Origin of the sequence: Pseudoalteromonas sp. SR41-8 (assembly GCF_014163915.1) — a bacterium.
Taxonomy (GTDB): domain Bacteria; phylum Pseudomonadota; class Gammaproteobacteria; order Enterobacterales; family Alteromonadaceae; genus Pseudoalteromonas; species Pseudoalteromonas rhizosphaerae.
Map to the genome: position 1 here is coordinate 94,790 of NZ_JACJEE010000006.1, position 22,858 is coordinate 117,647.

General features: G+C 40.7%; 23 protein-coding genes, 6 tRNA genes and 1 pseudogene. 16 read left to right on the forward strand and 14 right to left on the reverse strand.

What is annotated here, in order from left to right:
- Window positions 1-42: 42 nt before the first annotated feature.
- From H5162_RS06100 to lolB, 12 genes are all read right to left on the reverse strand, one after another.
- Window positions 43-117: transfer RNA gene (locus tag H5162_RS06100), tRNA-Gln, on the reverse strand.
- A gap of 40 nt (window positions 118-157) precedes the next feature.
- Window positions 158-242 (reverse strand) — tRNA-Leu (locus H5162_RS06105).
- Window positions 243-409: 167 nt separating this feature from the next.
- Window positions 410-486: transfer RNA gene (locus tag H5162_RS06110), tRNA-Met, on the reverse strand.
- A gap of 5 nt (window positions 487-491) precedes the next feature.
- A tRNA-Gln gene (locus tag H5162_RS06115) sits at window positions 492-566 on the reverse strand.
- 38 nt (window positions 567-604) lie between these two features.
- Window positions 605-689 (reverse strand) — tRNA-Leu (locus H5162_RS06120).
- Window positions 690-752: 63 nt separating this feature from the next.
- A tRNA-Met gene (locus H5162_RS06125) sits at window positions 753-829 on the reverse strand.
- A 279-nt stretch (window positions 830-1,108) separates the two neighbouring features.
- Entirely contained in the window at window positions 1,109-2,200 is a 1,092-nt protein-coding gene (gene ychF, locus H5162_RS06130; protein ID WP_145240629.1) for a redox-regulated ATPase YchF, read from the reverse strand.
- A gap of 34 nt (window positions 2,201-2,234) precedes the next feature.
- Complete coding sequence (gene pth / locus H5162_RS06135; protein ID WP_145240631.1) at window positions 2,235-2,819, reverse strand: aminoacyl-tRNA hydrolase; 585 nt, start codon at window positions 2,817-2,819, stop codon at window positions 2,235-2,237.
- A 17-nt stretch (window positions 2,820-2,836) separates the two neighbouring features.
- Window positions 2,837-3,442 (reverse strand): 50S ribosomal protein L25/general stress protein Ctc, encoded by a 606-nt coding sequence (locus H5162_RS06140; RefSeq protein ID WP_145240633.1) that lies wholly within the window; start codon window positions 3,440-3,442, stop codon window positions 2,837-2,839.
- A gap of 160 nt (window positions 3,443-3,602) precedes the next feature.
- The gene (locus tag H5162_RS06145; RefSeq protein WP_145240635.1) at window positions 3,603-4,550 is read right to left on the reverse strand and encodes a ribose-phosphate pyrophosphokinase; all 948 of its coding nucleotides are present in this window, start codon (window positions 4,548-4,550) and stop codon (window positions 3,603-3,605) included.
- 100 nt (window positions 4,551-4,650) lie between these two features.
- Complete coding sequence (gene ispE, locus H5162_RS06150; protein WP_257325560.1) at window positions 4,651-5,508, reverse strand: 4-(cytidine 5'-diphospho)-2-C-methyl-D-erythritol kinase; 858 nt, start codon at window positions 5,506-5,508, stop codon at window positions 4,651-4,653.
- 1 nt (window position 5,509) lies between these two features.
- Window positions 5,510-6,097 carry a lipoprotein insertase outer membrane protein LolB gene (gene lolB / locus H5162_RS06155; RefSeq protein WP_149980714.1) on the reverse strand — a complete coding sequence of 196 codons (588 nt, stop codon included), beginning with the start codon at window positions 6,095-6,097 and terminating at the stop codon, window positions 5,510-5,512.
- Window positions 6,098-6,180: 83 nt separating this feature from the next.
- Between lolB and hemA the strand changes: the two genes are divergently transcribed.
- The 13 genes from hemA (at window position 6,181) to H5162_RS06220 (ending at window position 18,242) form a co-directional block, all read left to right on the forward strand.
- Window positions 6,181-7,437, forward strand: coding sequence for a glutamyl-tRNA reductase (gene hemA, locus H5162_RS06160; protein ID WP_182719176.1), 1,257 nt, complete (start codon window positions 6,181-6,183; stop codon window positions 7,435-7,437).
- Between the two features lie 7 nt (window positions 7,438-7,444).
- On the forward strand, window positions 7,445-8,530 hold the full coding sequence (prfA, locus tag H5162_RS06165; RefSeq protein WP_145240641.1) for a peptide chain release factor 1: 1,086 nt from the start codon (window positions 7,445-7,447) through the stop codon (window positions 8,528-8,530).
- A 2-nt stretch (window positions 8,531-8,532) separates the two neighbouring features.
- Window positions 8,533-9,375, forward strand: a complete 843-nt coding sequence (prmC, locus tag H5162_RS06170) for a peptide chain release factor N(5)-glutamine methyltransferase (RefSeq protein ID WP_145240643.1) — start codon at window positions 8,533-8,535, stop codon at window positions 9,373-9,375.
- Between the two features lie 49 nt (window positions 9,376-9,424).
- Window positions 9,425-10,966, forward strand: a complete 1,542-nt coding sequence (locus H5162_RS06175; protein ID WP_182735437.1) for a response regulator — start codon at window positions 9,425-9,427, stop codon at window positions 10,964-10,966.
- 111 nt (window positions 10,967-11,077) lie between these two features.
- Window positions 11,078-11,452, forward strand: a complete 375-nt coding sequence (locus tag H5162_RS06180; protein ID WP_145240645.1) for a SirB2 family protein — start codon at window positions 11,078-11,080, stop codon at window positions 11,450-11,452.
- Window positions 11,453-11,576: 124 nt separating this feature from the next.
- The gene (locus H5162_RS06185; RefSeq protein ID WP_145240647.1) at window positions 11,577-12,404 is read left to right on the forward strand and encodes a tetratricopeptide repeat protein; all 828 of its coding nucleotides are present in this window, start codon (window positions 11,577-11,579) and stop codon (window positions 12,402-12,404) included.
- Between the two features lie 16 nt (window positions 12,405-12,420).
- Complete coding sequence (locus tag H5162_RS06190; protein ID WP_145240649.1) at window positions 12,421-13,674, forward strand: DUF819 domain-containing protein; 1,254 nt, start codon at window positions 12,421-12,423, stop codon at window positions 13,672-13,674.
- Between the two features lie 9 nt (window positions 13,675-13,683).
- Window positions 13,684-14,538 (forward strand): 3-deoxy-8-phosphooctulonate synthase, encoded by an 855-nt coding sequence (gene kdsA / locus H5162_RS06195; RefSeq protein ID WP_145240651.1) that lies wholly within the window; start codon window positions 13,684-13,686, stop codon window positions 14,536-14,538.
- Window positions 14,539-14,657: 119 nt separating this feature from the next.
- A complete protein-coding gene (locus H5162_RS06200; protein ID WP_145240653.1) occupies window positions 14,658-15,554 on the forward strand; it encodes a transcriptional regulator GcvA in 897 nt (298 codons plus the stop codon).
- Between the two features lies 1 nt (window position 15,555).
- The gene (locus H5162_RS06205) at window positions 15,556-16,194 is read left to right on the forward strand and encodes an alpha/beta family hydrolase (protein WP_182777956.1); all 639 of its coding nucleotides are present in this window, start codon (window positions 15,556-15,558) and stop codon (window positions 16,192-16,194) included.
- 25 nt (window positions 16,195-16,219) lie between these two features.
- Window positions 16,220-16,588, forward strand: coding sequence for a DUF423 domain-containing protein (locus H5162_RS06210; protein WP_179959144.1), 369 nt, complete (start codon window positions 16,220-16,222; stop codon window positions 16,586-16,588).
- A gap of 38 nt (window positions 16,589-16,626) precedes the next feature.
- The gene (rlmM, locus tag H5162_RS06215; RefSeq protein ID WP_182777957.1) at window positions 16,627-17,712 is read left to right on the forward strand and encodes a 23S rRNA (cytidine(2498)-2'-O)-methyltransferase RlmM; all 1,086 of its coding nucleotides are present in this window, start codon (window positions 16,627-16,629) and stop codon (window positions 17,710-17,712) included.
- Window positions 17,713-17,888: 176 nt separating this feature from the next.
- A complete protein-coding gene (locus tag H5162_RS06220; RefSeq protein ID WP_145240659.1) occupies window positions 17,889-18,242 on the forward strand; it encodes a YkgJ family cysteine cluster protein in 354 nt (117 codons plus the stop codon).
- A gap of 58 nt (window positions 18,243-18,300) precedes the next feature.
- On the opposite strand, the gene cysZ is transcribed toward H5162_RS06220, so the two are convergent.
- Window positions 18,301-19,011 carry a sulfate transporter CysZ gene (gene cysZ, locus H5162_RS06225; RefSeq protein WP_220493073.1) on the reverse strand — a complete coding sequence of 237 codons (711 nt, stop codon included), beginning with the start codon at window positions 19,009-19,011 and terminating at the stop codon, window positions 18,301-18,303.
- A gap of 275 nt (window positions 19,012-19,286) precedes the next feature.
- Here cysZ and H5162_RS06230 point away from each other — a divergent pair, with 275 nt between their 5' ends.
- Together H5162_RS06230 and H5162_RS06235 are read left to right on the forward strand one after the other, a co-directional pair.
- Window positions 19,287-19,760: a nuclear transport factor 2 family protein gene (locus tag H5162_RS06230; protein WP_259398179.1), complete on the forward strand. Its 474-nt coding sequence runs from the start codon at window positions 19,287-19,289 to the stop codon at window positions 19,758-19,760.
- Window positions 19,761-19,868: 108 nt separating this feature from the next.
- A pseudogene (locus H5162_RS06235) lies at window positions 19,869-20,483 on the forward strand (sulfotransferase); the annotation flags it as partial.
- An 11-nt stretch (window positions 20,484-20,494) separates the two neighbouring features.
- On the opposite strand, the gene H5162_RS06240 reads toward H5162_RS06235, so the two are convergent.
- The gene (locus H5162_RS06240) at window positions 20,495-21,874 is read right to left on the reverse strand and encodes a hypothetical protein (protein WP_182777958.1); all 1,380 of its coding nucleotides are present in this window, start codon (window positions 21,872-21,874) and stop codon (window positions 20,495-20,497) included.
- Between the two features lie 298 nt (window positions 21,875-22,172).
- On the opposite strand from H5162_RS06240, the gene H5162_RS06245 reads away from it, so the two are divergent.
- Complete coding sequence (locus H5162_RS06245; protein ID WP_145240665.1) at window positions 22,173-22,634, forward strand: N-acetyltransferase; 462 nt, start codon at window positions 22,173-22,175, stop codon at window positions 22,632-22,634.
- Window positions 22,635-22,858 lie beyond the last annotated feature (224 nt).

Genomic DNA, 22,858 nt, shown 5'->3' on the forward strand with positions numbered 1-22,858 from the left:
AGCTAGAGTTATTCTTTAACAACATTCTTTGGTAGAAGAAGTTGGCTGGGATACCAGGATTTGAACCTGGGAATGCCAGGATCAAAACCTGGTGCCTTACCGCTTGGCGATATCCCAACAAAGAATCAATTGATAGTTTTAGTTCTTATCAAGAACATGGTGCGGAAGGAGAGACTTGAACTCTCACATCCTAAGATACTGGAACCTAAATCCAGCGCGTCTACCAATTCCGCCACTCCCGCATCGAACATACAGGTAACAATGTATTAGAACCTAAATCCAGCGCCTAATTCAAGACAACTGTTAATTCCGCTACTCCTGCATACTTTGTGTAATAAAACACTAGGTAGTTATTTTAAACTCTTTATTGAGTGTAGTTTATACTCCTACAGAGCCATTTCAAAAGAAATGGTGGCTAAGACGGGATTTGAACCTGTGACCCCATCATTATGAGTGATGTGCTCTAACCAGCTGAGCTACTTAGCCATTGTTGGCTGGGATACCAGGATTTGAACCTGGGAATGCCAGGATCAAAACCTGGTGCCTTACCGCTTGGCGATATCCCAACAATAACAATTGATAATTTTAATTCTTATCAAGAATATGGTGCGGAAGGAGAGACTTGAACTCTCACATCCTAAGATACTGGAACCTAAATCCAGCGCGTCTACCAATTCCGCCACTCCCGCATACGTTGTGTAATAAAACACTAGGTAGTTATTTTAAACTCTTCATTGAGCAACAAAAAATAATGGTGGCTAAGACGGGATTTGAACCTGTGACCCCATCATTATGAGTGATGTGCTCTAACCAGCTGAGCTACTTAGCCATCTTTTTTTGTTAGCACTTCATCGCTGAGTGCGGGGCGTATTATGCTGATATGACCCAAATCCGTCAACACCTTTTTTGCAAAAAAACACGTATCTTGGTTTGTTTGCGGGAAAAATAGGCTAACAGGCTAAATTTTAATAAAAATGGTGTTTTTTTAACTGCTTTATTGTGACTTATTCACAACAGCTGATATTTAATGATAGTGCAAAAATAAAAAAGGCTCGTAAAAACGAGCCTTTAAAAATCACTAAAGGTGATAGGTCACACTGGGATGGTGTTAAACATTGAACAAGAAGTTCATTACATCGCCATCTTTAACTATGTATTCTTTGCCTTCTTGGCGCATCTTACCTGCTTCTTTTGCACCACTTTCACCTTTATAGGCGATGTAGTCATCAAAAGCGATGGTCTGTGCACGGATAAAGCCACGCTCAAAGTCAGTGTGGATTTTACCTGCAGCTTGTGGCGCAGTTGCACCTACTGGGATTGTCCATGCACGTACTTCTTTTACACCTGCAGTAAAGTAGGTTTGTAAATGAAGTAACTCATAACCACCACGGATCACTAGATTCAAACCTGGCTCATCCAGACCAAGATCGGCCATAAACTCAAGTTTATCTTCTTCATCTAGTTCCGAAAGCTCAGATTCAATCGCGGCACATACAGGCACAACAACAGCATCTTCAGCAGCAGCAATTTCGCGTACACGGTCAAGATATGGGTTATTTTCAAAACCATCTTCAGCTACGTTAGCAATGTACATAGTTGGTTTGATTGTTAAGAAGTTAACAGAGCTAATAGCCGCTTTTTCTTCTTTAGTTAATGCTAAAGAACGTAAAGTTAAGCCTTCATCAAGGTGTACTTTTACTTTTTCAAGTACGGCATTTTGTTCTTTTGCGTCTTTATCGCCACCTTTGGCTTTTTTCGCGTTACGGAAAAGGGCTTTTTCAGCGCTATCCATATCAGCAAGTACTAACTCGGTGTTGATCACATCAATATCATCAGCAGGATCAATGGTACCTGCAACGTGAATGATGTTGTCATCTTCAAAGCAGCGCACTACGTGGCCAATTGCATCGGTTTCACGAATGTTAGCTAAAAACTGGTTACCAAGACCTTCCCCTTTCGATGCGCCTTTTACAAGACCCGCAATATCCACAAATTCCATACTCGTTGTAAGAATACGTTGTGGTTTTACAATCTTTGCAAGTTCGTCTAGACGAGGATCTGGCACCGGTACCACGCCCGTATTTGGCTCGATGGTACAAAAAGGAAAGTTAGCGGCTTCAATACCCGCTTTGGTTAATGCATTGAAAAGTGTTGATTTACCAACATTAGGCAAACCGACGATGCCACATTTGAAACCCATAGTTAAGATACCTTGTTTAGATCCGCTTAACCAATTATGGCTTAAACGAATGTAGTCTGTTTTGTGCTTTTAACACACCGTCTTTTGCAAGTATTTCCATACAACGAACTGCTTCATCTACTGCGGCATCCATTTTCTCTTGGTCTTCTTTAGCTGCTTTTCCAAGCACCCATCCGGTCACCATTTCACGGTGTCCTGGATGACCTATGCCAACGCGCAAACGCATGAAATCTTTTTGATTTGCCATCTTTGCAATAATGTCTTTTAAACCATTATGGCCACCGTGTCCGCCACCTTTTTTTAATTTGGCAACACCGGGTTCTAAATCCATTTCGTCATGGGCAACTAGGATGCTCTCAACAGGAATTTTGAAAAAGTTGGCTAAACTACCGACAGCTTTACCACTTAAATTCATATAAGTAGTAGGGATGAGTAATTTGAATTCTTGACCTTGGATGATCACTTTGCCGGTAAGGCCGTGATACTTAGGATCGTGTTTTAGCGTACAGTTGTAGCGTGCAGCGAGTTGCTCGATGAACCAAGCACCTGCATTGTGGCGTGTGTTTGCGTATTCGGGGCCTGGATTAGCCAGGCCCACAAGCATTTGAATAGAATTCAAGGTGCAAACCTTAAAATTTATTCTGCAGCTTCGTCTTCAACTGGCGCAGCTTTGTTAGCTTTGATAGTTACGATAGACTGGTCGTGATCAGCACCTTTCGCTAAATCAACAGATGAAACACCTGCTGGAAGTTTAACGTCAGAGATGTGTATTGAGTCACCAGCAACTAGGCCAGCTACGTCAACTTCTACGAATTCAGGAAGTGACTTAGGAAGACACGTGATTTCGATTTCTGTTAATTGGTGAACTACAGTGTTACCCGCTTTAGTTACCGCTTCTTCACCGATGAAGTGAACTGGTACTTTAGTGTTAAGTTTGTGGGTAGCATCTACACGTTGGAAATCAAGGTGAGTGATTTTAGGCTTGAACGGGTGACGTTGGATATCTTTAAGGATAGCTTCAACTTTTTCACCAGCGATATCAAGAGTAAGGATGTGAGTGTAAAAACCTTCACTTTCTTGTGCTTTGATAATATCTTTGTGTTCAAAAGTAAGTGATGCAGCTTCTTTGTCAGCACCGTAAAGGATCGCAGGGATTTTATCTTCACGACGTAGGCGGCGGCTCGCACCTGTACCCGTAGCTGTGCGTAATTCTGCATTAAATGTATATGTTTCGTTAGACATGATGTCTCCAATAATTAAATAGTGTAGGGCCTTTGCGACCAAGGTCCCTAGCCAAAAGGCGCGCTATCATACCACCGCGACTAATTAAAAGAAACATGATACATAAAAAAAGCGCCAACGAGGCGCTTTATTACATCAGGATATTTTAACTAAACCAAGTTTAGTGTTCGAACATCGCTGAAATAGATTCTTCATTGCTGATACGGCGAATTGTTTCAGCTAGCATGTCTGCAAGTGTTAACACTTTAATTTTATCAATTGCTTTTAATTCAGCAGACAGTGGAATTGAGTCAGTTACAATCACTTCATCAATTACTGAGTTACGAATGTTTTCTAATGCTTGGCCAGAAAGTACAGGGTGAGTAGCGTAAGCGAATACTCGCTTAGCACCGTGTTCTTTAAGTGCTTCAGCTGCTTTACATAAGGTACCGCCAGTATCGATCATATCATCAACGATGATACAGTCACGGCCTTCAACGTCACCAATAATGTGCATTACTTGAGAAACATTCGCTTGTGGGCGACGCTTATCAATAATGGCAAGATCGGTATCGTTTAATAACTTAGCAATAGCACGGGCACGAACTACACCGCCGATATCAGGTGATACAACAACAACATCATCAAATTGACGCTCTTTCATATCTTCAAGTAGCACTGGGCTACCGAACACATTATCAACTGGTACATCAAAGAAGCCTTGGATTTGCTCAGCGTGTAAATCAACCGTTAGAACTCGGTCAACACCTACACTTGATAAGAAATCGGCAACAACTTTTGCTGTGATTGGTACGCGAGCAGAGCGCACGCGGCGATCTTGACGTGCATAACCAAAATAAGGAATGACGGCTGTTATACGACCTGCAGATGCACGACGTAAGGCATCAACCATTACAATAAGCTCCATCAAGTTATCGTTAGTAGGGGCACAGGTTGATTGCACAATAAAAACATCCGAGCCACGAACATTTTCATTAATTTGAACACTGATCTCACCGTCGCTAAAACGGCCAACAACAGCATCGCCAACTTCAATATATAAACGTTTTGCAACTTTTTGAGCTAACTCAGGTGTTGCGTTACCAGCGAAGAGCTTCATGTCAGGCACGGTAGGGTTCCTCAGGCACTGAATTTTTGGACTAATAAGCGATAAAAAAAGTATAGCTTATTAACTTAAACTTTATTTACTTGTACGTTACTTCATTGCTTCAATGTATAGCGTCCAACTGCGTATGAGCAGGAGAGATATTAACGCTGCTGGCAATAAAACCGTCCCAGTTATGGGGGAGATTTTCAAGAACATGTTGCGCTTCTTTTTGCGTGGCAAATTCAACAAAACAGCATGAACCTGTGCCAGTCATCTTCGACGGAGCGTATTTTAGCAACCACTGGAGGGTCTTTTCAACCTCAGGGCAGAGCTTTTTAACTAAAGGCTCGCAATCGTTGGCTAATGTTTGTTGCTGCCAGTGGCCTTTTAGCTTCGGTGTATTGCGTTTTAAATCTGGGTGAGTAAAAATTTTCGCGGTGCTGACATGTTCACTTGGATGCACTACACAATACCATTTTGACGGCAGCTCTACATTCACTAACTTCTCGCCAATGCCTTGAGCTAGGGCGCTTTTGCCGTTAATGAACACCGGCACATCTGCGCCTAACTGCACGCCAAGCGCTGCTAATTCAGACAGTGATAACTGGCATTGCCATAATTTATTAAGCGCTAAAAGTGTGCTGGCCGCATCTGAAGAACCACCACCAACGCCGCCTCCCATGGGTAATATTTTAGTTAAATTTATTTTTGCGCCAAAAAGGGAATTTGTGTGTTTTTGTAATAAAACGGCCGCTTTATAGATCAAATTATCTTTTAGGGGGATATCGGTGGTGTCACCAGTGACTTCAATTTCAGTTGTTTCAGTCAAAGTAAATGTGAGTTGATCGCCATAATTTAAAAAAGTAAATAAGGTTTCCAGTTCATGATAGCCATCTTCACGACGGCCATTAATGTGTAAAAATAAATTGAGCTTGGCAGGAGCCAATAACGAAAATGAAGTCATAGTGTGCGTAGTCATGTTAGTTAAAGTGCCACTCGTAAAGTTGAATTTTTATTTTAATATCTTGGTGTTTTAACGTGAGCTTTTTAGGTAACCAAAATCCGGCGTATTGTTGGTAATCAGCGTAGCTTATTTGCCATTGATCGCCATCGGGTGCGTGCCAAGTTACATTTTTCGCTCGGCCTAGTTCATCAACTTGCAAACTTGGATCGTCAACAGTGCCTTTTAACCAATTATCGGCGCTGTCCATCGGTATATTAAAACCAGTGAGCCTAGCAAGCAGGCGCGATGCATTAATGTCATGGTAAATGTGATCATCGTATTCAAGTTCAGCGCCGTTAGTATTTTGTGTTAATGCTAAAACACGGGTACCGATAAAACTCGTTAAAATAAGTTGGTTTAACTGTTCTTGTTGTTGCCAATTTAAGTTTGCTGATTGGCGTTCATCTGGACTAATAAAAGCCAGTTTTCCTTCAACTTGCCAATTGGTTTGTTGTGATAATTGCGACTTCCAATCGTCATAAAGAGCTGTTTGAGGGCTAATTTGCTGCGCACAACCACTTAAAAATAAAAAAAATATGAGTAAAATCAAATATAGTCGAATCAAATGTCGTTCCTTACTTTCCATATTCCGCTGATTTTTGGTAAAATTATCGTCTTTCGAGCACGGCTTAGCAATATTTGGCACATATGACCATAGTAGCACTTGGTATTAATCATAAAACCGCATCTGTAGAATTACGCGAAAAGGTTGCCTTTTCGCCTGAGCAATTGTCAGAAGCATTACAGCAACTGAGCGATCACGATCAGTTTAATGAAGCGGTTATTGTGTCCACATGTAACCGAACAGAAATCTATTGTAGCCTCGCTCAGCAAAATTCCCAAATACTGTTGCAATGGTTAGCTAGTTTCCACGGTTTGGATGAATACGAACTGAGCAGTAATGTATATTGTCATCAAGATAATGATGCTATCAATCATTTAATGCGTGTGTCATGTGGCCTAGATTCTTTGGTGCTAGGTGAACCGCAAATTCTTGGTCAAATAAAGCAAGCTTATAATAGCGCCAAAAATCACAATTCGGTGAGTGTGGTATTTGACCGGTTATTTCAAAAAACCTTTTCGGTAGCAAAACAAGTAAGAACGGAAACCGATATAGGCGCCAGTGCGGTGTCTGTTGCTTATGCTGCGGTTAATTTAGCTAAACATATATATGGCAAGTTAGATAAAACCAAAGTGCTATTAATTGGTGCCGGGGAAACAATTGAGCTGGTAGCGAAACATCTATATCAAAATGAACCACAACAGATCACCGTGGCGAATCGCACCATAGAGCGTGCACGCCTACTGGCAGAAGATGTTAATGCCGACGTTATTGCGTTAGCGCAGTTACCTGAACGCTTACATCAGGCGGATATAGTGATCAGTTCGACAGCAAGTACTTTGCCAATTATTGGTAAAGGGGTAGTTGAACAAGCGCTAAAACAACGCCGTAATAAGCCAATGTTATTTATTGATATTGCAGTACCGCGCGATATTGAAAGCCAAGTTGGTGAATTAGATGCGGCCTATTTGTATTCGGTTGATGACTTACAGGCAATAGTAAGCGAAAATATCGCTTCAAGAGAACAAGCCGCCGATGAAGCGCAAGTGATTATTACCCAGCGCTGTGCGGAATTTGTGATGTGGATGCGTTCACTCGACTCTGTCGATCTGATCCGCTCTTATCGCCAAGATGTACACGATATTAAGTCTGAGCTGGTTGATAAGGCAATAAGCCAATTAAATACCGGTAAAGACGCAGAAAAAATTATTTTAGAGCTGGCCAACAAGTTAACCAACCGCCTAATGCACGCGCCTACCCGTGCAATTCAAGATGCGGCTAAAAAAGGTGAAGTTGCTCAGTTAAGCCAATTAAAGAAAATGTTAGGTATTGATCAGGAATAGCAGTTACATGAAAGAGTCCGTTTATCGTAAGTTAGAAACCTTAGTAGAGCGTTATGAAGAAGTACAAGCGCTGCTAAGTGATCCGTCAGTTATTAGCGACCAAAATCGTTTTCGTGCGCTTTCAAAAGAATATTCTGAGTTGGAAGAAATTGTTAAAGCATTTTTAGGCTATCAGCAAACACAAGATGATGTTGCTACAGCAGAAGAAATGCTAAAGGATTCGGATCCTGATATGCGTGAGATGGCGCAAGAAGAATACAAAGAAGCCAAAGCGCAAATCCTTGCTATCGAAGATCAAATACAAGTGTTGATGCTACCAAAAGATCCGCGCGACAATAATAATGTGTTTTTAGAAGTACGTGCCGGCACGGGAGGCGATGAAGCAGCCATTTTTGCTGGTGATTTATTCCGTATGTATACCCGTTATGCTGAAACTAAAAAGTGGAAAGTAGAGATTGTGAGCACCAATGAAGGTGAGCACGGTGGTTACAAAGAAGTCATTGCTAACATTAGTGGTGAAGGCGTGTATGGGCAATTGAAGTTTGAATCTGGTGCTCACAGGGTACAACGTGTGCCAGAAACTGAATCGCAAGGACGAGTACATACCTCTGCGTGTACTGTTGCGGTAATGGCTGAAGTGCCAGAAGCTGAAGCGATTCAAATTAATACCGCTGATATTAAAGTTGATACGTTCCGTGCCTCAGGTGCCGGTGGTCAGCACGTTAATAAAACTGACTCGGCAATTCGTATTACCCACTTACCAACAGGTGTAGTGGTTGAGTGTCAAGATGAACGTTCACAGCATAAAAATCGCGCGAAAGCGATGTCAGTGCTTGCTGCACGTTTACAACAAGCGGAAGATGAAAAACGCCACGCGGCTGAAGCATCAGAGCGTCGTAACTTAGTCGGTAGCGGTGACCGTTCGGAACGTATTCGTACTTATAACTATCCGCAAGGACGTATTACAGATCACCGTATCAATCTCACTTTATACCGTTTAAATGAGGTAGTTGCCGGCGACTTAGGTTGTGTGATTGAGCCGCTAATGCAAGAGCATCAGGCTGATTTACTAGCCGCTATGGGTGATGAGTAATCGTGACCGACACGATTGAAAGTGCTGTTTCGCGTGCTACTTTGCTGCTGCAAAGTAGCAGCGATAGTGCCAAATTAGACGCTCAAGTATTATTGCTAGACGTATTACAAAAACCACGTAGCTACTTATTTAGCTGGCCAGAACAAAAGTTAACACCGCAACAACAACAGCTATTCGAAAGTTATTGTCAACGTCGCTTAACAGGTGAGCCAGTGGCTCATATAACGGGCACGCGTGAATTTTGGAGTTTGCCACTGCAGGTTAATCCCACTACGCTGATCCCCCGTCCAGATACCGAAACACTGGTTGAATATACGCTCAGTTTACCTTTACCTGTGGCCGCTAAAGTGCTTGATTTAGGCACTGGGACTGGTGCAATTGCGCTTGCACTTGCCAGCGAAATGCCACTTTGGCAAATCACAGGGGTTGATAGGGTTACTGATGCTGTAGCGCTTGCGAATACAAATAAGCAGCGGTTAGGCTTTATTAATGTAGACTTTGTGCAAAGTGATTGGTTTAGCCAAGTTACAGCACAAAAGTTTGATCTAATAGTTAGTAATCCGCCGTATATCGAATATGATGATATTCACTTAAATCAAGGTGACGTACGTTTTGAACCACTTTCTGCGTTAGTTGCCGATGATGACGGTATGGCTGATATCAAGTATATTATTACTCAAGCACGCAATTTTTTAACGTCAAATGGTTACCTTGTTATTGAGCATGGATATCAACAAAGTACTAAAGTGCATAGTTTTTTTGCACAAATGGCGTATACAAATATACTTACAGTTAAAGATTTAGCAAATAACGATCGTGTAACGCTCGCACAGTGGCCGGGATAACTATAACAATTACAGTGCGAGAGCAAAATAAACGCTTTGAGGACTCAGTATGATGGATGATTTTTTGTTTTCGGATGAACCACAAGAAGTAGAAAGTGATGTAGTTAAGGGGACATGGAAAGTCATCATTGTTGATGATGAGCCTGAGGTTCATGCCGTCACGAAACTGGCATTAAGTGATTTTGAGTTTCAAGACAAGCGTTTAGAGTTTATTAGTGCATACTCAGGGGCTGAGGCTAAAGTACAAATAGATAATAATCCCGATGCTGCAATAGTACTGCTTGATGTGGTGATGGAAACCGACGATGCAGGCTTGAAAGTCGCGCAATATATTCGTGAAGTCGCTAAAAATAATCATATCCGTATTATCCTTCGTACTGGTCAACCCGGCCAAGCGCCAGAGCGCCAAGTTATTGTTAATTACGATATCAATGACTACAAATCAAAAACAGAACTTACCGCACAAAAACTATTTACTGTAGTGATGTCGAGCTTACGTTCTTATCGCGATATTTTATCGATTGAACAATCTCGTCAAGGTCTTGAAAAAATCATTAAAGCATCTCGAGATATTTTTTCAGCGCACTCACTTGATCACTTTATTGAAGGGGTGATGCAACAATTAACATCGTTGCTCGGCACCGTTGATCAAGCAATGTACGCCACCAGTTTAGTGGCAGGTAATCCACAAGATAATCAGCATAAATTAGTGGTATTTTCTGGGCGAGGCGATTTTGAACGCAGCGAAGGTAAAGCAATTGAAGAGGTCTTGAATACCGAGCAGCTATCAGCATGTAAGCAAGCATTTAGAGATAAAAACATTGTTTATAAAGACAATTATTTGTTTGCATACTGTTGCAGCGAACATAATCATAATTCAATGCTTTTTATATCTGGTATTCCACACGACTTATCGGATACACAGCGCCATTTGATTGAAATATTTTCGCAAAATGTACAGTTAGCGTATGAGAATGTGCAATTACAATCCGAGGTCGAAGCTACTCAGCAAGAGTTAGTGCTTCGTTTAAGTGAAGCTCTGGAGCAGCGTTCAACCGAAACAGGTAATCATGTTAAGCGGGTTTCGCATATATGTAATACTTTAGCACTGGCGTATGGTTTATCGAAACGTGAGGCTGACTTAGTTCGTTTAGCGTCGCCACTTCATGATGTTGGTAAGGTCGGTATTCCTGACGCTATTTTAAATAAGCCGGGTAAATTGACCTGCGAAGAGTGGGAAATCATGAAAACGCACACTCAAAAAGGTTACCTTATCTTACAAGGCTCTCGTCGAGAAATCGTTAATGCGGGTGCTCAAATTGCACGTGATCACCATGAAAAATGGGATGGTTCAGGTTACCCACAAGGAAGGCAAGGACAAGACATTCATATCTTTGGCCGTATAGTGGCGCTTGCAGATGTGTACGATGCGCTGCGCCATAAACGTTGTTACAAAGAAGCGTGGACGCTTGATGATGTCGTTAATGAAATCAATCAGCAAAAAGGCAAACATTTTGAGCCTAAACTGGTCGATGCATTTAACGACAACCTAGCGGAGCTTGAAGAAATTTTAACCCGTTTTCCAGATTAAAAAATAATACCCAGTGCATTGAACTGGTGAGTTATTTAACGCATTAGAATGAGTATGTTTAATAACATTGGTACAATTTCTTTTTTAACATTAATGAGTAGTTAGGGGCATATGGATTATTTAGCAGTCAAACACACACACATGGCAATTGCAGTTTTAAGCATTGTTCTATTTTATGTACGTTCATTTTCTCGCCTCGGCAGTGGTGCAATCGCTAAAAATAAATTGGTATTTATTGGTAGTCACGCAACCGATACGTTTTTACTTATTTCAGCTTTCGCGCTGATGGCAATTGCAAAAATTAATCCACTAGAACAAACCTGGCTGCTTGAAAAGATTATTCTTGTAGTGGCGTACATTGTACTGGGTATTATTGCCAGTAAGCAGCAAAAAACCAGTATAAAAATTGTGTTTTTAGTTGTTACGACTGCGGTCATTGCCTTCATTGGTAAGCTGGCGGTTGCCAAAACAGCGTTTATTTTGTAACTAAACGTGTTCAAAGGCTGCACTAAACAGTCTTTGAACGTTAATCTAGCGCGCTACGTTGGTATCTGTGTAAAAAAATAGGTAAACTAGTCATTCATTTTCTATTAAAGATGTTGCCGTATTAATGACCACCCCTTGGTTTGAAGATCAAAATGAATCCTATCAAGATGAGGCTTTTGACACATTCGTTCCCCAAGCGTTGTATCGTTGTATAAGCGCTGAAGCGAAGTGGGATCCTCAAGCTGATTTAAGTGATAGCTTTGCCACACTGAGCGACTTTGAAAATCAAGTCACCGAACTATGCCAACAATACCCTGATATTCACGAACGGTTTGATGCGTTGGTTGACATGTTTTTTACTCAGTGGTTATTTAGCGTATCCAGTTTAAAAGTCCCAGAATACACCTTAAATAGTTTTAGCTATATGCTGAGTATGCGCAGTGGTTCTGAAACAACACTGGGTATTTTATTATGCCATTTGCTGAACCATGCAGGTTTTGATGCAAATGTAACGATTAATAATAGTGAAATAAATGTCCATGTTGCTATTAGCGATGAGGAAGGTTATTTACTTGAGCCGAGTTCAGGTCAACAAAGTTGGTATATTATTCCTGAAAACGCCAGTGAAGAAAATGGTGATGAGCAAGAGCCGCTTGAGCTCATTTTTGACGAAGAAGTGTATAAGCTTTATCTAGCACAACAAAAGTGGGCCTTTATTAGCAGTAATAAATTTGGTCATGCTTTGAGCTGTGTTGAGATGCTGATGGAGCTAATAGGCGATGATCCGTACGAAAGACGCGACAGAGGCTATTTACTTAACCAGCTTGATTGTCCGAAAATGGCACGTGACGACTTACAATTTTTTATCGATGAGTGTCCAGATGATCCTGCAATTGATATTATTCAGCATCAACTTGAAGAACTCGAAGATAATCACAAAACTCACCATTAACTTTTAAGGAATTTACATGGCTGACGCCCATACTGCCCTGATCACCAATGACGCGGTTGTCTTTGGTTTATTAGCAGTAATATTAGGCTTTATTTTTAAAACATCGAACAGTCAAAATAGCGCACTGAAAAAGTTTTACAAATATGTCCCAGCATTATTACTGTGCTATTTTTTACCTTCACTATTGAATACTTTTGGCATTGTTGATGGTCATTCATCTAATGTGTACTTTGTAGCATCACGTTACTTGCTTCCGGCGTGCTTAATTTTACTGACCATTAGTATTGATTTACGTGCCATTATTAATCTTGGTCCGAAAGCATTAATTATGTTTTTAACCGGTACTGCGGGTATTGTGATCGGCGGCCCGTTGGCCATTTTGATCATGAGCGCAGTGTATCCAGAAGCAGTCGGTGGTCATGGCCCTGATGCAGTATGGCGTGGCATGACCACGATTGCTGGAAGCTGGATTGGTGGTGGTGCAAACCAAGCATCGATGAAAGAAATGTTTGAAGTTGGCGGAGATATATTCTCAGCAATGGTTACGGTAGATGTGATTGTCGCTAATTTATGGATGGCAGTATTACTGTTAATGGCTGCCAACCATAAAGCCATTGATGCGAAAACAGGCGCGGATACTAGCGCGATTGAAGAGTTAAAAAATCGCGTTGAAAAATACCAAGCCGAGCACGCACGTCTGCCAACACTCAATGATTATATGCTGATCATTGCAATTGCATTTGGTATTACCGGTCTTGCGCATTTTTGTGCAGACTTTTTAGGACCTTACTTTGGCGCTAATTTTCCATGGGCACAAGAATATAGCTTAAACAGCAAGTTCTTTTGGTTAATTGTTATTTCGACGACCATAGGTATTGCATTGTCGTTTACTAAAGTACGTCATATTGAAGCCTTTGGCGCATCTAAAGTAGCCTCCAGCTTTTTGTATATTTTAGTGGCATCAATTGGCCTTCATATGAATATTACGGCTATATTTGAATCGCCTATGTATTTCGTCATTGGCTTAATTTGGATGCTTACCCACGCCAGTTTAATGTTAATTGTGGCAAAAATAATTAAAGCGCCGCTATTTTATATGGCCGTTGGCTCACAAGCGAATGTGGGCGGTGCGGCATCGGCACCTGTGGTTGCTTCGGCATTTCACCCATCGCTTGCGCCAGTTGGGGTATTATTAGCCGTTCTGGGCTATGGCGTAGGCACGTATATGGCATATATTTGTGGTTTAATGATGCAAGCAGTTGCACCTTAAGGAATAAAAATGAACAACCATTTAATTAAAATTAATGATATTGAACTGGCAAACGAAAAACCGTTTGTATTGTTCGGTGGCATGAATGTACTTGAGTCTCGTGATTTAGCAATGCGTATCGCCGAGCATTATGTAGAAGTGACCACTAAGCTTAATATTCCTTATGTGTTTAAAGCGTCATTTGATAAAGCAAACCGTTCATCAATTAATTCATACCGTGGTCCTGGCATGGAAGAAGGCTTAAGGATTTTTGAAGAAATTAAAAAAACGTTTAATGTTCCTTTGATCACTGACGTCCATGAGCCGCATCAAGCAGCGCCTGTGGCAGAAGTGGTTGATGTGATCCAATTACCAGCATTTTTGGCGCGCCAAACAGATTTAGTGGTCGCAATGGCGAAAACGGGCGCAATTATTAATGTTAAAAAGCCACAATTTTTAGCCCCGCACGAAATGCGCCACATCATTACTAAATTTAATGAAGCGGGTAATAACAATGTTGTATTGTGCGAGCGTGGCTCAAGCTTTGGTTATAATAACTTAGTCGTTGATATGCTGGGTATGGATGACATGAAACCAATGGCTCCGGTTATTTTTGATGCCACTCATGCTTTACAACGTCCAGGTGGGCGCAGTGATTCTGCCGATGGTCGTCGTGCACAAGCGGCAGAGCTTGCTCGTAGCGGCATGGCATTAGGGTTAGCGGGTTTATTTATTGAAGCGCACCCTAATCCTAATGAAGCGAAATGTGATGGCCCATGTGCACTTGCATTAAGTAAGTTGGAAGGTTATTTAAGTCAAATGAAAGCCGTGGATGATTTAGTTAAAAGCTTTGGCCCATTGGATACCAGCGCCAGCGACTTGTAATCGCAAAGCGTGATAAGAAAAGCGACGAAAGTCGCTTTTTTTATGTCTTGAATATACACTTCCTTGGCATGTGTATATAATCTTATCCATAAGAAAAACTAATTCTAAGTTTGATCACTATGTCTCGACGTGTTCCGCCACTAAACGCATTAAAAGCATTTGAAGCTGCTGCTCGCCATTTGAGTTTTACTAAAGCGGCTGAAGAGTTATACGTCACACAGGCGGCGGTAAGTCATCAAATAAAAACTTTAGAAGAGCATCTTGGCTTAAAACTATTTTTGCGAAAAAACCGTTCTTTATTACTCACCGAAGAAGGCCAAGGTTACTTTTTAGATATTAAAGAAATATTTACTCAGCTAATTGATGCTACCGAAAAGCTATTAGCCCGTGGTGCAAAAGGCTCATTAACCGTGAGTTTAACGCCCAGCTTTGCTATTCAATGGTTAGTGCCACGCTTGAGCTTATTTAACGAACTGCACCCTGAGATAGATGTACGAATAAAAGCCCAAGATCAAGACGAAAACTCACTCACCGATGATGTTGATGTGGCTATTTATTATGGCCGTGGTCATTGGAGTGGCGTGCAAACGCATAAACTGCATACCGAATACTTAGTACCTTTGTGTAGCCCTATGCTATTAACAGGGCCAAAGCCGCTGGATCAGCCAAGTGATTTGGCAAACCATACTTTATTACACGATACCACCCGTAAGAACTGGAAAACGTGGATGAAAACCGCCGGTGTACGTAATGTGCAAGTAAACCAAGGACCAATATTCAGTCACTCATCAATGGTGCTGCAAGCAGCTGTGCATGGTCAAGGGGTTGCTATTGGTAACAGTGTGCTTGCTAAACCTGATATTGATGCAGGACGTTTAGTTATTCCGTTTAACCACAGTTTAGAAAGTAAAAATGCATACTATTTAGTAAGTCGTGAAACGCAATCTGAATTAGGAAAAATAGTATCGTTTAAGCAGTGGATGCTGAGTTTAGTCGAACAAGAGCAAGAGTATTAATATGACTATCGAATGGATTAAAAGTGACCAACAACCCGCTTTGGCACAATTTATTTTTGCCCATGGTGCTGGAGCCGCTAGTGATTCAGAATTTATGCAGAAAATGGCAAGCTTGCTGGCAGAGCAAGGTATTGATGTTGGCTTATTTGACTTTGAATATATGCAAATAGCCAAGCAAACCAATAAGCGTCGCCCGCCAGATCGTGCGCCTAAATTACTGCAATACTTTGAGCATATATTAACCTTTGTACAGCCAAGCTTACCGATATTTATTGGTGGCAAGTCAATGGGCGGGCGGATGGCATCAATGCTTGTCAGTGAAGAGCGAGTAACAATGCCAACAATTTCAGGCGTATTGGCATTTGGCTATCCATTTCATCCACCAGGCAAGCCTGATAAATTACGCATTGATCATTTTGGTAAAATACCATGCCCGTTTATGGTGCTCCAAGGCGAGCGCGATACATTTGGTACCCGTGACGAATTAACACAGCTACAACTGGATAAACGCCCAGAGTTTGTGTGGCTAGCTGATGGCGATCATTCCTTAAAACCACGCAAACGCAGTGGCTTTACAGAGTTAGGTAATGTGCAAACTGCCGCTGAGCACGCTGCTAGTTTTATTAAACAGCATATTTAAAGGCATCTTTAGCAGGAAAAAAATCATGATTAAACTATTTTTAATGACTGGCAGTTTATTTTGCATGCTATCAGTGGTGTTGGGCGCCTTTGCGGCTCATGGTTTAAAAAGCCGTGTTTCTGAATATGCTATTGGCGTATTTAAAACTGCGGCAGAGTATCAGATGGTGCATGGCCTTGCGTTAATTGCGATTGCCATTTTAATAAAATGGGGAATTAATCTCACATCGGCTGGTTGGTTTATTATTGCTGGTATTTTGTTGTTTAGTGGCAGTTTATATTTATTAGCAATCACCGGTTATAAGTGGCTTGGCCCCATCACACCCGTTGGTGGTTTATGTTTTATTATTGGTTGGACTATTTTATTAGTGCAAGTAGCACGGTTTAAATTTTAATAGAGAATATCGCTCAAAAGAGCAATTAAAGGGTTTTTATGTCAAGTGTAGTGATTTACTGCCGTAGTGGTTTTGAAAATGATGCCGCTGCAGAAATAACATTTCATGCCGCAGAGCAAGGTTTTGCTGGGTATGTAAAAGCAAAGCCAAATACCGGCTATGTTATTTACGAATGTTTTGAAGCGCAGCATAGTGATGAAATCATCAAAAAGGTTGATTTCAAAAATATGGTATTTGCCCGTCAGTGGTTTGCCGGCACTTTACTTGAAAACATGCCCGTCGAAGACCGTGTTGGCGAAATAGTAAAATCAGCGGTCGATTTTCCACTTTGCTCAGAGCTACGGGTAGAAACACCCGATACCAATGAAGGCAAGGAGCTGTTAACTTTCTGCAAAAAAATCTCTACCCCACTTAAAAAGGCTTTAGAGAAACAAAACACCGTGTTACGCGAACCTAAAGCCAATCGTCCCGTAATGCACATCATGTTTTTAACTAATAACACCGCGTTTGTTGGTCATTCATATAGTTATAATAATTCCCCATTTTTTATGGGAATATTACGACTAAGAATGCCAAGTGATGCACCGAGTCGCTCGACCTTAAAACTGGATGAAGCGTTTAATGTGTTTATTGCGGAAAAAGATCGTGAAGCGCGAGTTCAAGCCGGTATGCGCAGTGTTGACTTAGGTGCCTGCCCAGGTGGTTGGACGTATCAACTAGTGCGTCGCGGTATGTTTGTTAGCGCCATTGATAACGGCCCAATGAATGATGATTTAATGCAAACAGGTCAAGTTAAGCACTTTCGTGTTGATGGTTTTAAATACCGCCCTGAGAAAAGAAATATTACTTGGTTAGTATGCGATATGGTAGAAAAACCAACCAAAGTAACCAGTCTTATGATTGATTGGGCGGTCAACGCATACGCGAAAGAACTTATCTTTAACTTAAAGCTGCCAATGAAAAAGCGCTTTGACAGTGTTTATGAGTGCTTAACGATGATCAAAGAAGAGCTTAATAAATACGGTATAAGCTATGAATTACAAGCTAAGCATCTTTATCACGATAGGGAAGAAGTAACTGTTCATTTGAACGTCACGAAAGTGCCACAAAGTCTATATAGTTAATAAGCTTGTAAAGTTTAGATATATAAAAGCACAGCATTAGCTGTGCTTTTACGTTATGGCGTAAGTCTACACTAACATAGCATTGCAAGTTACTGCACATAACGCGTAATATAGGGATTATGGAGAATTAGTTAAGTTGCGGCATGAATGCACAGCATAATAAAAGGTAAATATAAATGTACAAAAACCAAAAAGTAATCTTGCGATTACGCGCTAACATTCCATCGTTTGAATGTGTTGAAGGTTGCCATGATTGCTGCGGTCCAGTGACAACATCATCTGAAGAAATGTCGCGATTACCGGTAAAAAGCGATGCAGAGCACGAAGCGGCATTAAATGAATTTAATTGTGTACACTTAGGTCCAAAGGGATGCACTGTATATGATGAACGGCCATTAATTTGTCGTTTGTTTGGCACAACTCCAAGGATGCCATGCCCAAATGATCGCGCTCCAGAGCAGCCAGTTGATCCTAAAATTGAGCGCGAAGTGCATCATTTCATTGCTAATACACGGCAAGTTTTAGTGTAAAAAGTGCTGCAAATAGGGGACTTAATAATGGCTTATATTGTCGTCCCCTCTGAGCTTTTTATTCGCGGTAGTTAGGGCGGTATTGATCAACCCACAAGCGAGTTGCGCCGCACACAGCGACAGGCATAACAATTAAATTCACGATAGGAATGGCTGTAAGCAACAATACTGCTAAGCCGAATCCATACGAGAGAGTTTGTTTTTGTTTTAAGTCTTCTTTCATTTCTTTAAAGCAAATTTTGTGATTATCAAACGGATAATCTTTGTATTGCACTGCATACATCCAACAGGTAAACATCACCCATAACACTTGGCCGATAACAGGTAATATCCATAGCAAGATAAAAAAGCCAATGGCACGTGGTAGGTAATAGCACAACTTAGTCCACTCACGGCCAAGCATTCGTGGCACATCTTTCACTATCTCCGCTAAGCCATCATCATTAATTTTTTGCCCGGTTAAATACAGCTCTACTTTTTCACTGAGTAAGCCATTAAAGGGCGCGGCAATGAAATTAGTGATCACCGAAAACAGCATACTGTAGCTAAATAAAATCACTAATACTGCAATAGGCCACATCAGCCACTCCAGCCAACTTAACCACGTTGGTAATAGATCATTTAAATAAGCAAACCCATCGGTAAGCCAGCCATATAAAAAGAATAATGAGCTACCAAAAAGCACGATATTGATTAATAAAGGAATAAATACAAATCGCTTCAAGCCTTTTTGGGTAATTAATTTGAAGCCCGAAAAAAAATATTCCATACCTTGTGTAAACTGCACGCTAAAACCTCTGATCATATCGACATTGCCCTCAGTATAAATTGCTCAGATATTTTGAACAGTATTTTTGCGTAACAAAGTGTTTAATATCTAATGAGCAATAGAGTGTATGGTCTAAAAAGTATTATCTTTATATTGATAGAAAAATCGGAGTTACTGATTGAATCGCAACAAACACTGGGATATGGTTTATATATAAACAATAATAAATTAAACGAGAGATGTTATCGGCTCGTTTATTACGCAGGAAGCTTTAAATGACTATGAAAAAGTTATATCTGTTTGCATTGTTACTAATGCCGCTGGTAAGTCAGGCTGATGTTACTGATTTGCAAAGTAAAATGATGCGTTTAGATACAGCACTTTTTGATTCTTTTAATCATTGTAATAACCCAGTACAACTTGCTAAGCACGCGAGCTACTTCGCGGAAGGTGTTGAGTTTTATCATGATAACGGTGGAGTTACCTGGGATCGCAATTCCATGATAGCTAATACTAAACAATATGCATGTGGCAAGTATACGCGGGAGTTGGTCAGCGGCACGTTTGAAGTGTTTACCATTAAAGATTTTGGTGTGATGACCAAAGGAACTCACATATTCTGTCAAAATGGCGGCAATAAATGTGACGGTAAAGCTGATTTTGTGATGCTTTGGCATGACTTAGGCGACAAATTAGAAATTACTCGAGTATTGAGTTATGGGCACCGTAGTAATATGGATAATAAATAAGGGAGCTTGCGGTTAAACTACCGCTTAACTATGTTGTTGCTCTGTGGGTGATGCTGTCATTTAGGTATATACTAGCAGCCTTTTAAAAATGAGTGACGTTAGATGTCTAAGATATTTATTATCGGTCTGCCTCGAACCGGCACCACGAGCATCAGTGTTGCGTTGTTAGAAATGGGCTTGTTGGTTGCGCATACCGCGTTTACTAAAAAAGCGTTTGAAATGGCTGATGCTATATCTGACGCACCGTGTTTTAGTGACTATATGCATTTAGATGGGTTATTTCCTGGTGCTAAGTTTATTTATTTAAACCGAGACCTAAAAGCATGGTTGCCATCCATCACGATGCTGCTTGAAAAAATGGCGCCACATCTTGATCTTAAAACAGGGCACTTTAGTCCGGTTCTAAAGCGCAGCTTTCATCAAACGTTTCCCTCTATTTACCCGTTGAGTGAGCGCGAGTTAGCCGATTGTTATACTAAACATCAACACGCAGTGTTTCATTATTTCAAAGGCCGTGATGATTTTTTATCTCTTGATGTCAGCGAACCTGGCGGCCTGTTGAAGCTAAAACAGTTTTTGGGAATGTCGCCTGAGGGCGATACTGACTTTGCGAAATTAAATGTTGGCCGTAATGTGGCAAACTGGCGTGAGTATAAACACCCTAATAAGGTGAATGCCAACTTAGCCGGAGCAGAGCATCGCAAGTTCTTTGACTACAGTTGATTGATTTAGAATTAGTCAGTTTTGGGCTCTTTACTATCAGCTGAACTGTGAATATTACCACTACTAAAAAAACTGAGTTTGGCGATTAAATTAGGAACTAGTCGCTCGCTATTATAATCATAAATTTTATTCATTTGTTTTACGTGAAATGCACCTTCTATCCGATCAATATTATTTATTGCCCATGCCTCAACCGAATCTGAGCGAGTAAACTGCTCTGGCATTTTTTCCTTATCATCAAGTAGTGTTTGCCATAATTCGTTTTGGATCTGTGCGGGACTCCCTGTAAATTGCTCTAGCGTATCGTTTATCCAGCCCATGCCAATGTCGTTATAGGCGTTTAAGATATTGCTATAAAGCTCACGTCTATTAGAGTCAGAGCTAATATTATCTTGCTGTGCAACAAACTTACCATTATCCATTTGGTAATACTGCTTATTGGCTTGATAATTAGTTTGCTGTGCAAGGTAACTAAATATGTTAGGTTCACGGTCTTTATCAACTTCATTGAGCATTGCCAATACATCATCCGTTTGGTGGTTTTTAACTAAGCTAATCATGTCGATGATACCACTGCTTTGTGTAAGCGTACTGTCAGATAAGTGGTCATTTAACTGCATAAGTTGATCTTCGCTGAGGTTTTTTTCTATTAATAAATTGGTGTAGTCATTTGCCAATTCATATTTTGCACTGTTAGCCTTATAGTTTGATTTAAACCAGTTTATGGTTTCAGGCATACTTATCATTTCGACTCTTTCATTACCATGCTCATTTTCACCTAATGGTGACACCGGCTTCTTATAATCATTCCCTTGTTGTAATAATTTATCCATTGTTGCGAGGGTACTGCTCAAGGCATCATCTGACAGTTTGCTTAAAGCTGAAATTAACTGTGCACTGCTGTTGTTGTTTTCTGTGCCAAAGTGATAGCTAGATGTTGTAACAACAAATTGACTAAATACAGCAAGCTCTTCATCACTCATTTTTTGCACCAAATCAAGTAGTTCTTGTGTTGGTTTTAGGTGTTGGAACATAAATTTATGTTCACCTTCAAGCCGGTCTACTTGATCTAAAAAAGCATTTATATCATCGGGATCTGTAAAGTCACCATAGCGATAGGTCGGTTCTTTAATCGGTTCACCTATGTTAATGGTGGTGCTAGAGGTGACTCTATAACGGTTCATACCAATGTAAGAAGAGGGGGTGTAATCTTGATTAAGTTTGCGGCCTTTAAATGGATCATAAAGGGGCGTAATTGCTGCGTCTTCGAGCGTTGAAAAGTGATCTTGTGGTTCGACAAGAGAAGCGGCGGCTTTAAACTCCGTGGCGCGATTGGCCGACACCGTTTGCAAAGCTATTTGCTGCGCTTGACCAAGATTGGGGAGTTTCATTGTTATTCCTTTAACGTTAACTTAGCTATTTATCGACGCAGGGCGTTAAAGCTTTAGTCGTTAATTTATTTTTTAACCCGTATTTTTATAAAAGTCGCTAACGTTTAACACCACAGCAAACTATTATCTTGACGTGTTTGCTACTTTTTAGAAAATAGCTAAATGCTGTTATTTTGACATACGACAAAGTCGTGACTAATAAGACAGCAAATAAATGAAAAATCCATAGTTCTGGGTTGTTCATTTGCAACAATTCGGTATAGTTTGTTATCAAACAATAAATATAATTAGAGCTTTTATGCAGTTAGTCGACTTAACCCCTGATGATCCGGATGTGATTAATGTTTTTTCTGATATCGATAGGCTTATAAATTCTCTGTACCCAGTAGCCACGGCGCAATCGCTGTCGGTGAGTGAGCTTGGTCAAGCTAATGTGTACGCCATTGGCTTAAAAAGCGAGGAGGGTATTGTTGCATGTGGTGCGATTGTCAGACAGTTTGACACAGTACCTTATGGTGAAATACGCCGTCTATATGTCAAACCAAGTCATCGTGGTAAAGGCTTGTCTCGGCGTATAATGCAAATTTTATTGCATCATGCTGGCGAAGAAGAGATCCCTTTGATCCGCTTAGAAACAGGCCCGAAACAGGCTGAATCGATTAGTCTGTATGAAAATTTAGGTTTTAAACGCTGTGCAAGTTTTGGTAATTATACCGATAATCCACATAGCTTGTTTATGGAGTTAGGGCTCAGTCAATAAGGCTAATTAGTGGCTAGAAACTGCCTACGCTTTGTGTTTTAGTTTTTGAGTACTTCATCGATTTAATCTCCTACATAACTACGGCTTATACACGGATATAAGTCGACATTTATATGCTTAAATGGCCTTGGTCAGCGCCACTTTTATCATTGAGAGTCACGTTTTCGGCTAACTTTTATATATATATTCCCTTTTAAGCCTTCTATTTTTTATACTAAATACTC

Excerpts from the sequence above, each read along its gene's own strand:
- ychF (WP_145240629.1), bottom strand. The coding sequence starts at position 2,200 with ATGGGTTTCAAATGTGGCATCGTCGGTTTGCCTAATGTTGGTAAATCA.
- H5162_RS06140 (WP_145240633.1), bottom strand. The coding sequence starts at position 3,442 with ATGTCTAACGAAACATATACATTTAATGCAGAATTACGCACAGCTACG.
- ispE (WP_257325560.1), bottom strand. The coding sequence starts at position 5,508 with ATGACTACGCACACTATGACTTCATTTTCGTTATTGGCTCCTGCCAAG.
- hemA (WP_182719176.1), top strand. The coding sequence starts at position 6,181 with ATGACCATAGTAGCACTTGGTATTAATCATAAAACCGCATCTGTAGAA.
- prfA (WP_145240641.1), top strand. The coding sequence starts at position 7,445 with ATGAAAGAGTCCGTTTATCGTAAGTTAGAAACCTTAGTAGAGCGTTAT.
- H5162_RS06175 (WP_182735437.1), top strand. The coding sequence starts at position 9,425 with ATGATGGATGATTTTTTGTTTTCGGATGAACCACAAGAAGTAGAAAGT.
- H5162_RS06180 (WP_145240645.1), top strand. The coding sequence starts at position 11,078 with ATGGATTATTTAGCAGTCAAACACACACACATGGCAATTGCAGTTTTA.
- H5162_RS06185 (WP_145240647.1), top strand. The coding sequence starts at position 11,577 with ATGACCACCCCTTGGTTTGAAGATCAAAATGAATCCTATCAAGATGAG.
- H5162_RS06190 (WP_145240649.1), top strand. The coding sequence starts at position 12,421 with ATGGCTGACGCCCATACTGCCCTGATCACCAATGACGCGGTTGTCTTT.
- kdsA (WP_145240651.1), top strand. The coding sequence starts at position 13,684 with ATGAACAACCATTTAATTAAAATTAATGATATTGAACTGGCAAACGAA.
- H5162_RS06200 (WP_145240653.1), top strand. The coding sequence starts at position 14,658 with ATGTCTCGACGTGTTCCGCCACTAAACGCATTAAAAGCATTTGAAGCT.
- H5162_RS06205 (WP_182777956.1), top strand. The coding sequence starts at position 15,556 with ATGACTATCGAATGGATTAAAAGTGACCAACAACCCGCTTTGGCACAA.
- H5162_RS06210 (WP_179959144.1), top strand. The coding sequence starts at position 16,220 with ATGATTAAACTATTTTTAATGACTGGCAGTTTATTTTGCATGCTATCA.
- rlmM (WP_182777957.1), top strand. The coding sequence starts at position 16,627 with ATGTCAAGTGTAGTGATTTACTGCCGTAGTGGTTTTGAAAATGATGCC.
- H5162_RS06220 (WP_145240659.1), top strand. The coding sequence starts at position 17,889 with ATGTACAAAAACCAAAAAGTAATCTTGCGATTACGCGCTAACATTCCA.
- cysZ (WP_220493073.1), bottom strand. The coding sequence starts at position 19,011 with ATGGAATATTTTTTTTCGGGCTTCAAATTAATTACCCAAAAAGGCTTG.
- H5162_RS06230 (WP_259398179.1), top strand. The coding sequence starts at position 19,287 with ATGACTATGAAAAAGTTATATCTGTTTGCATTGTTACTAATGCCGCTG.
- H5162_RS06240 (WP_182777958.1), bottom strand. The coding sequence starts at position 21,874 with ATGAAACTCCCCAATCTTGGTCAAGCGCAGCAAATAGCTTTGCAAACG.
- H5162_RS06245 (WP_145240665.1), top strand. The coding sequence starts at position 22,173 with ATGCAGTTAGTCGACTTAACCCCTGATGATCCGGATGTGATTAATGTT.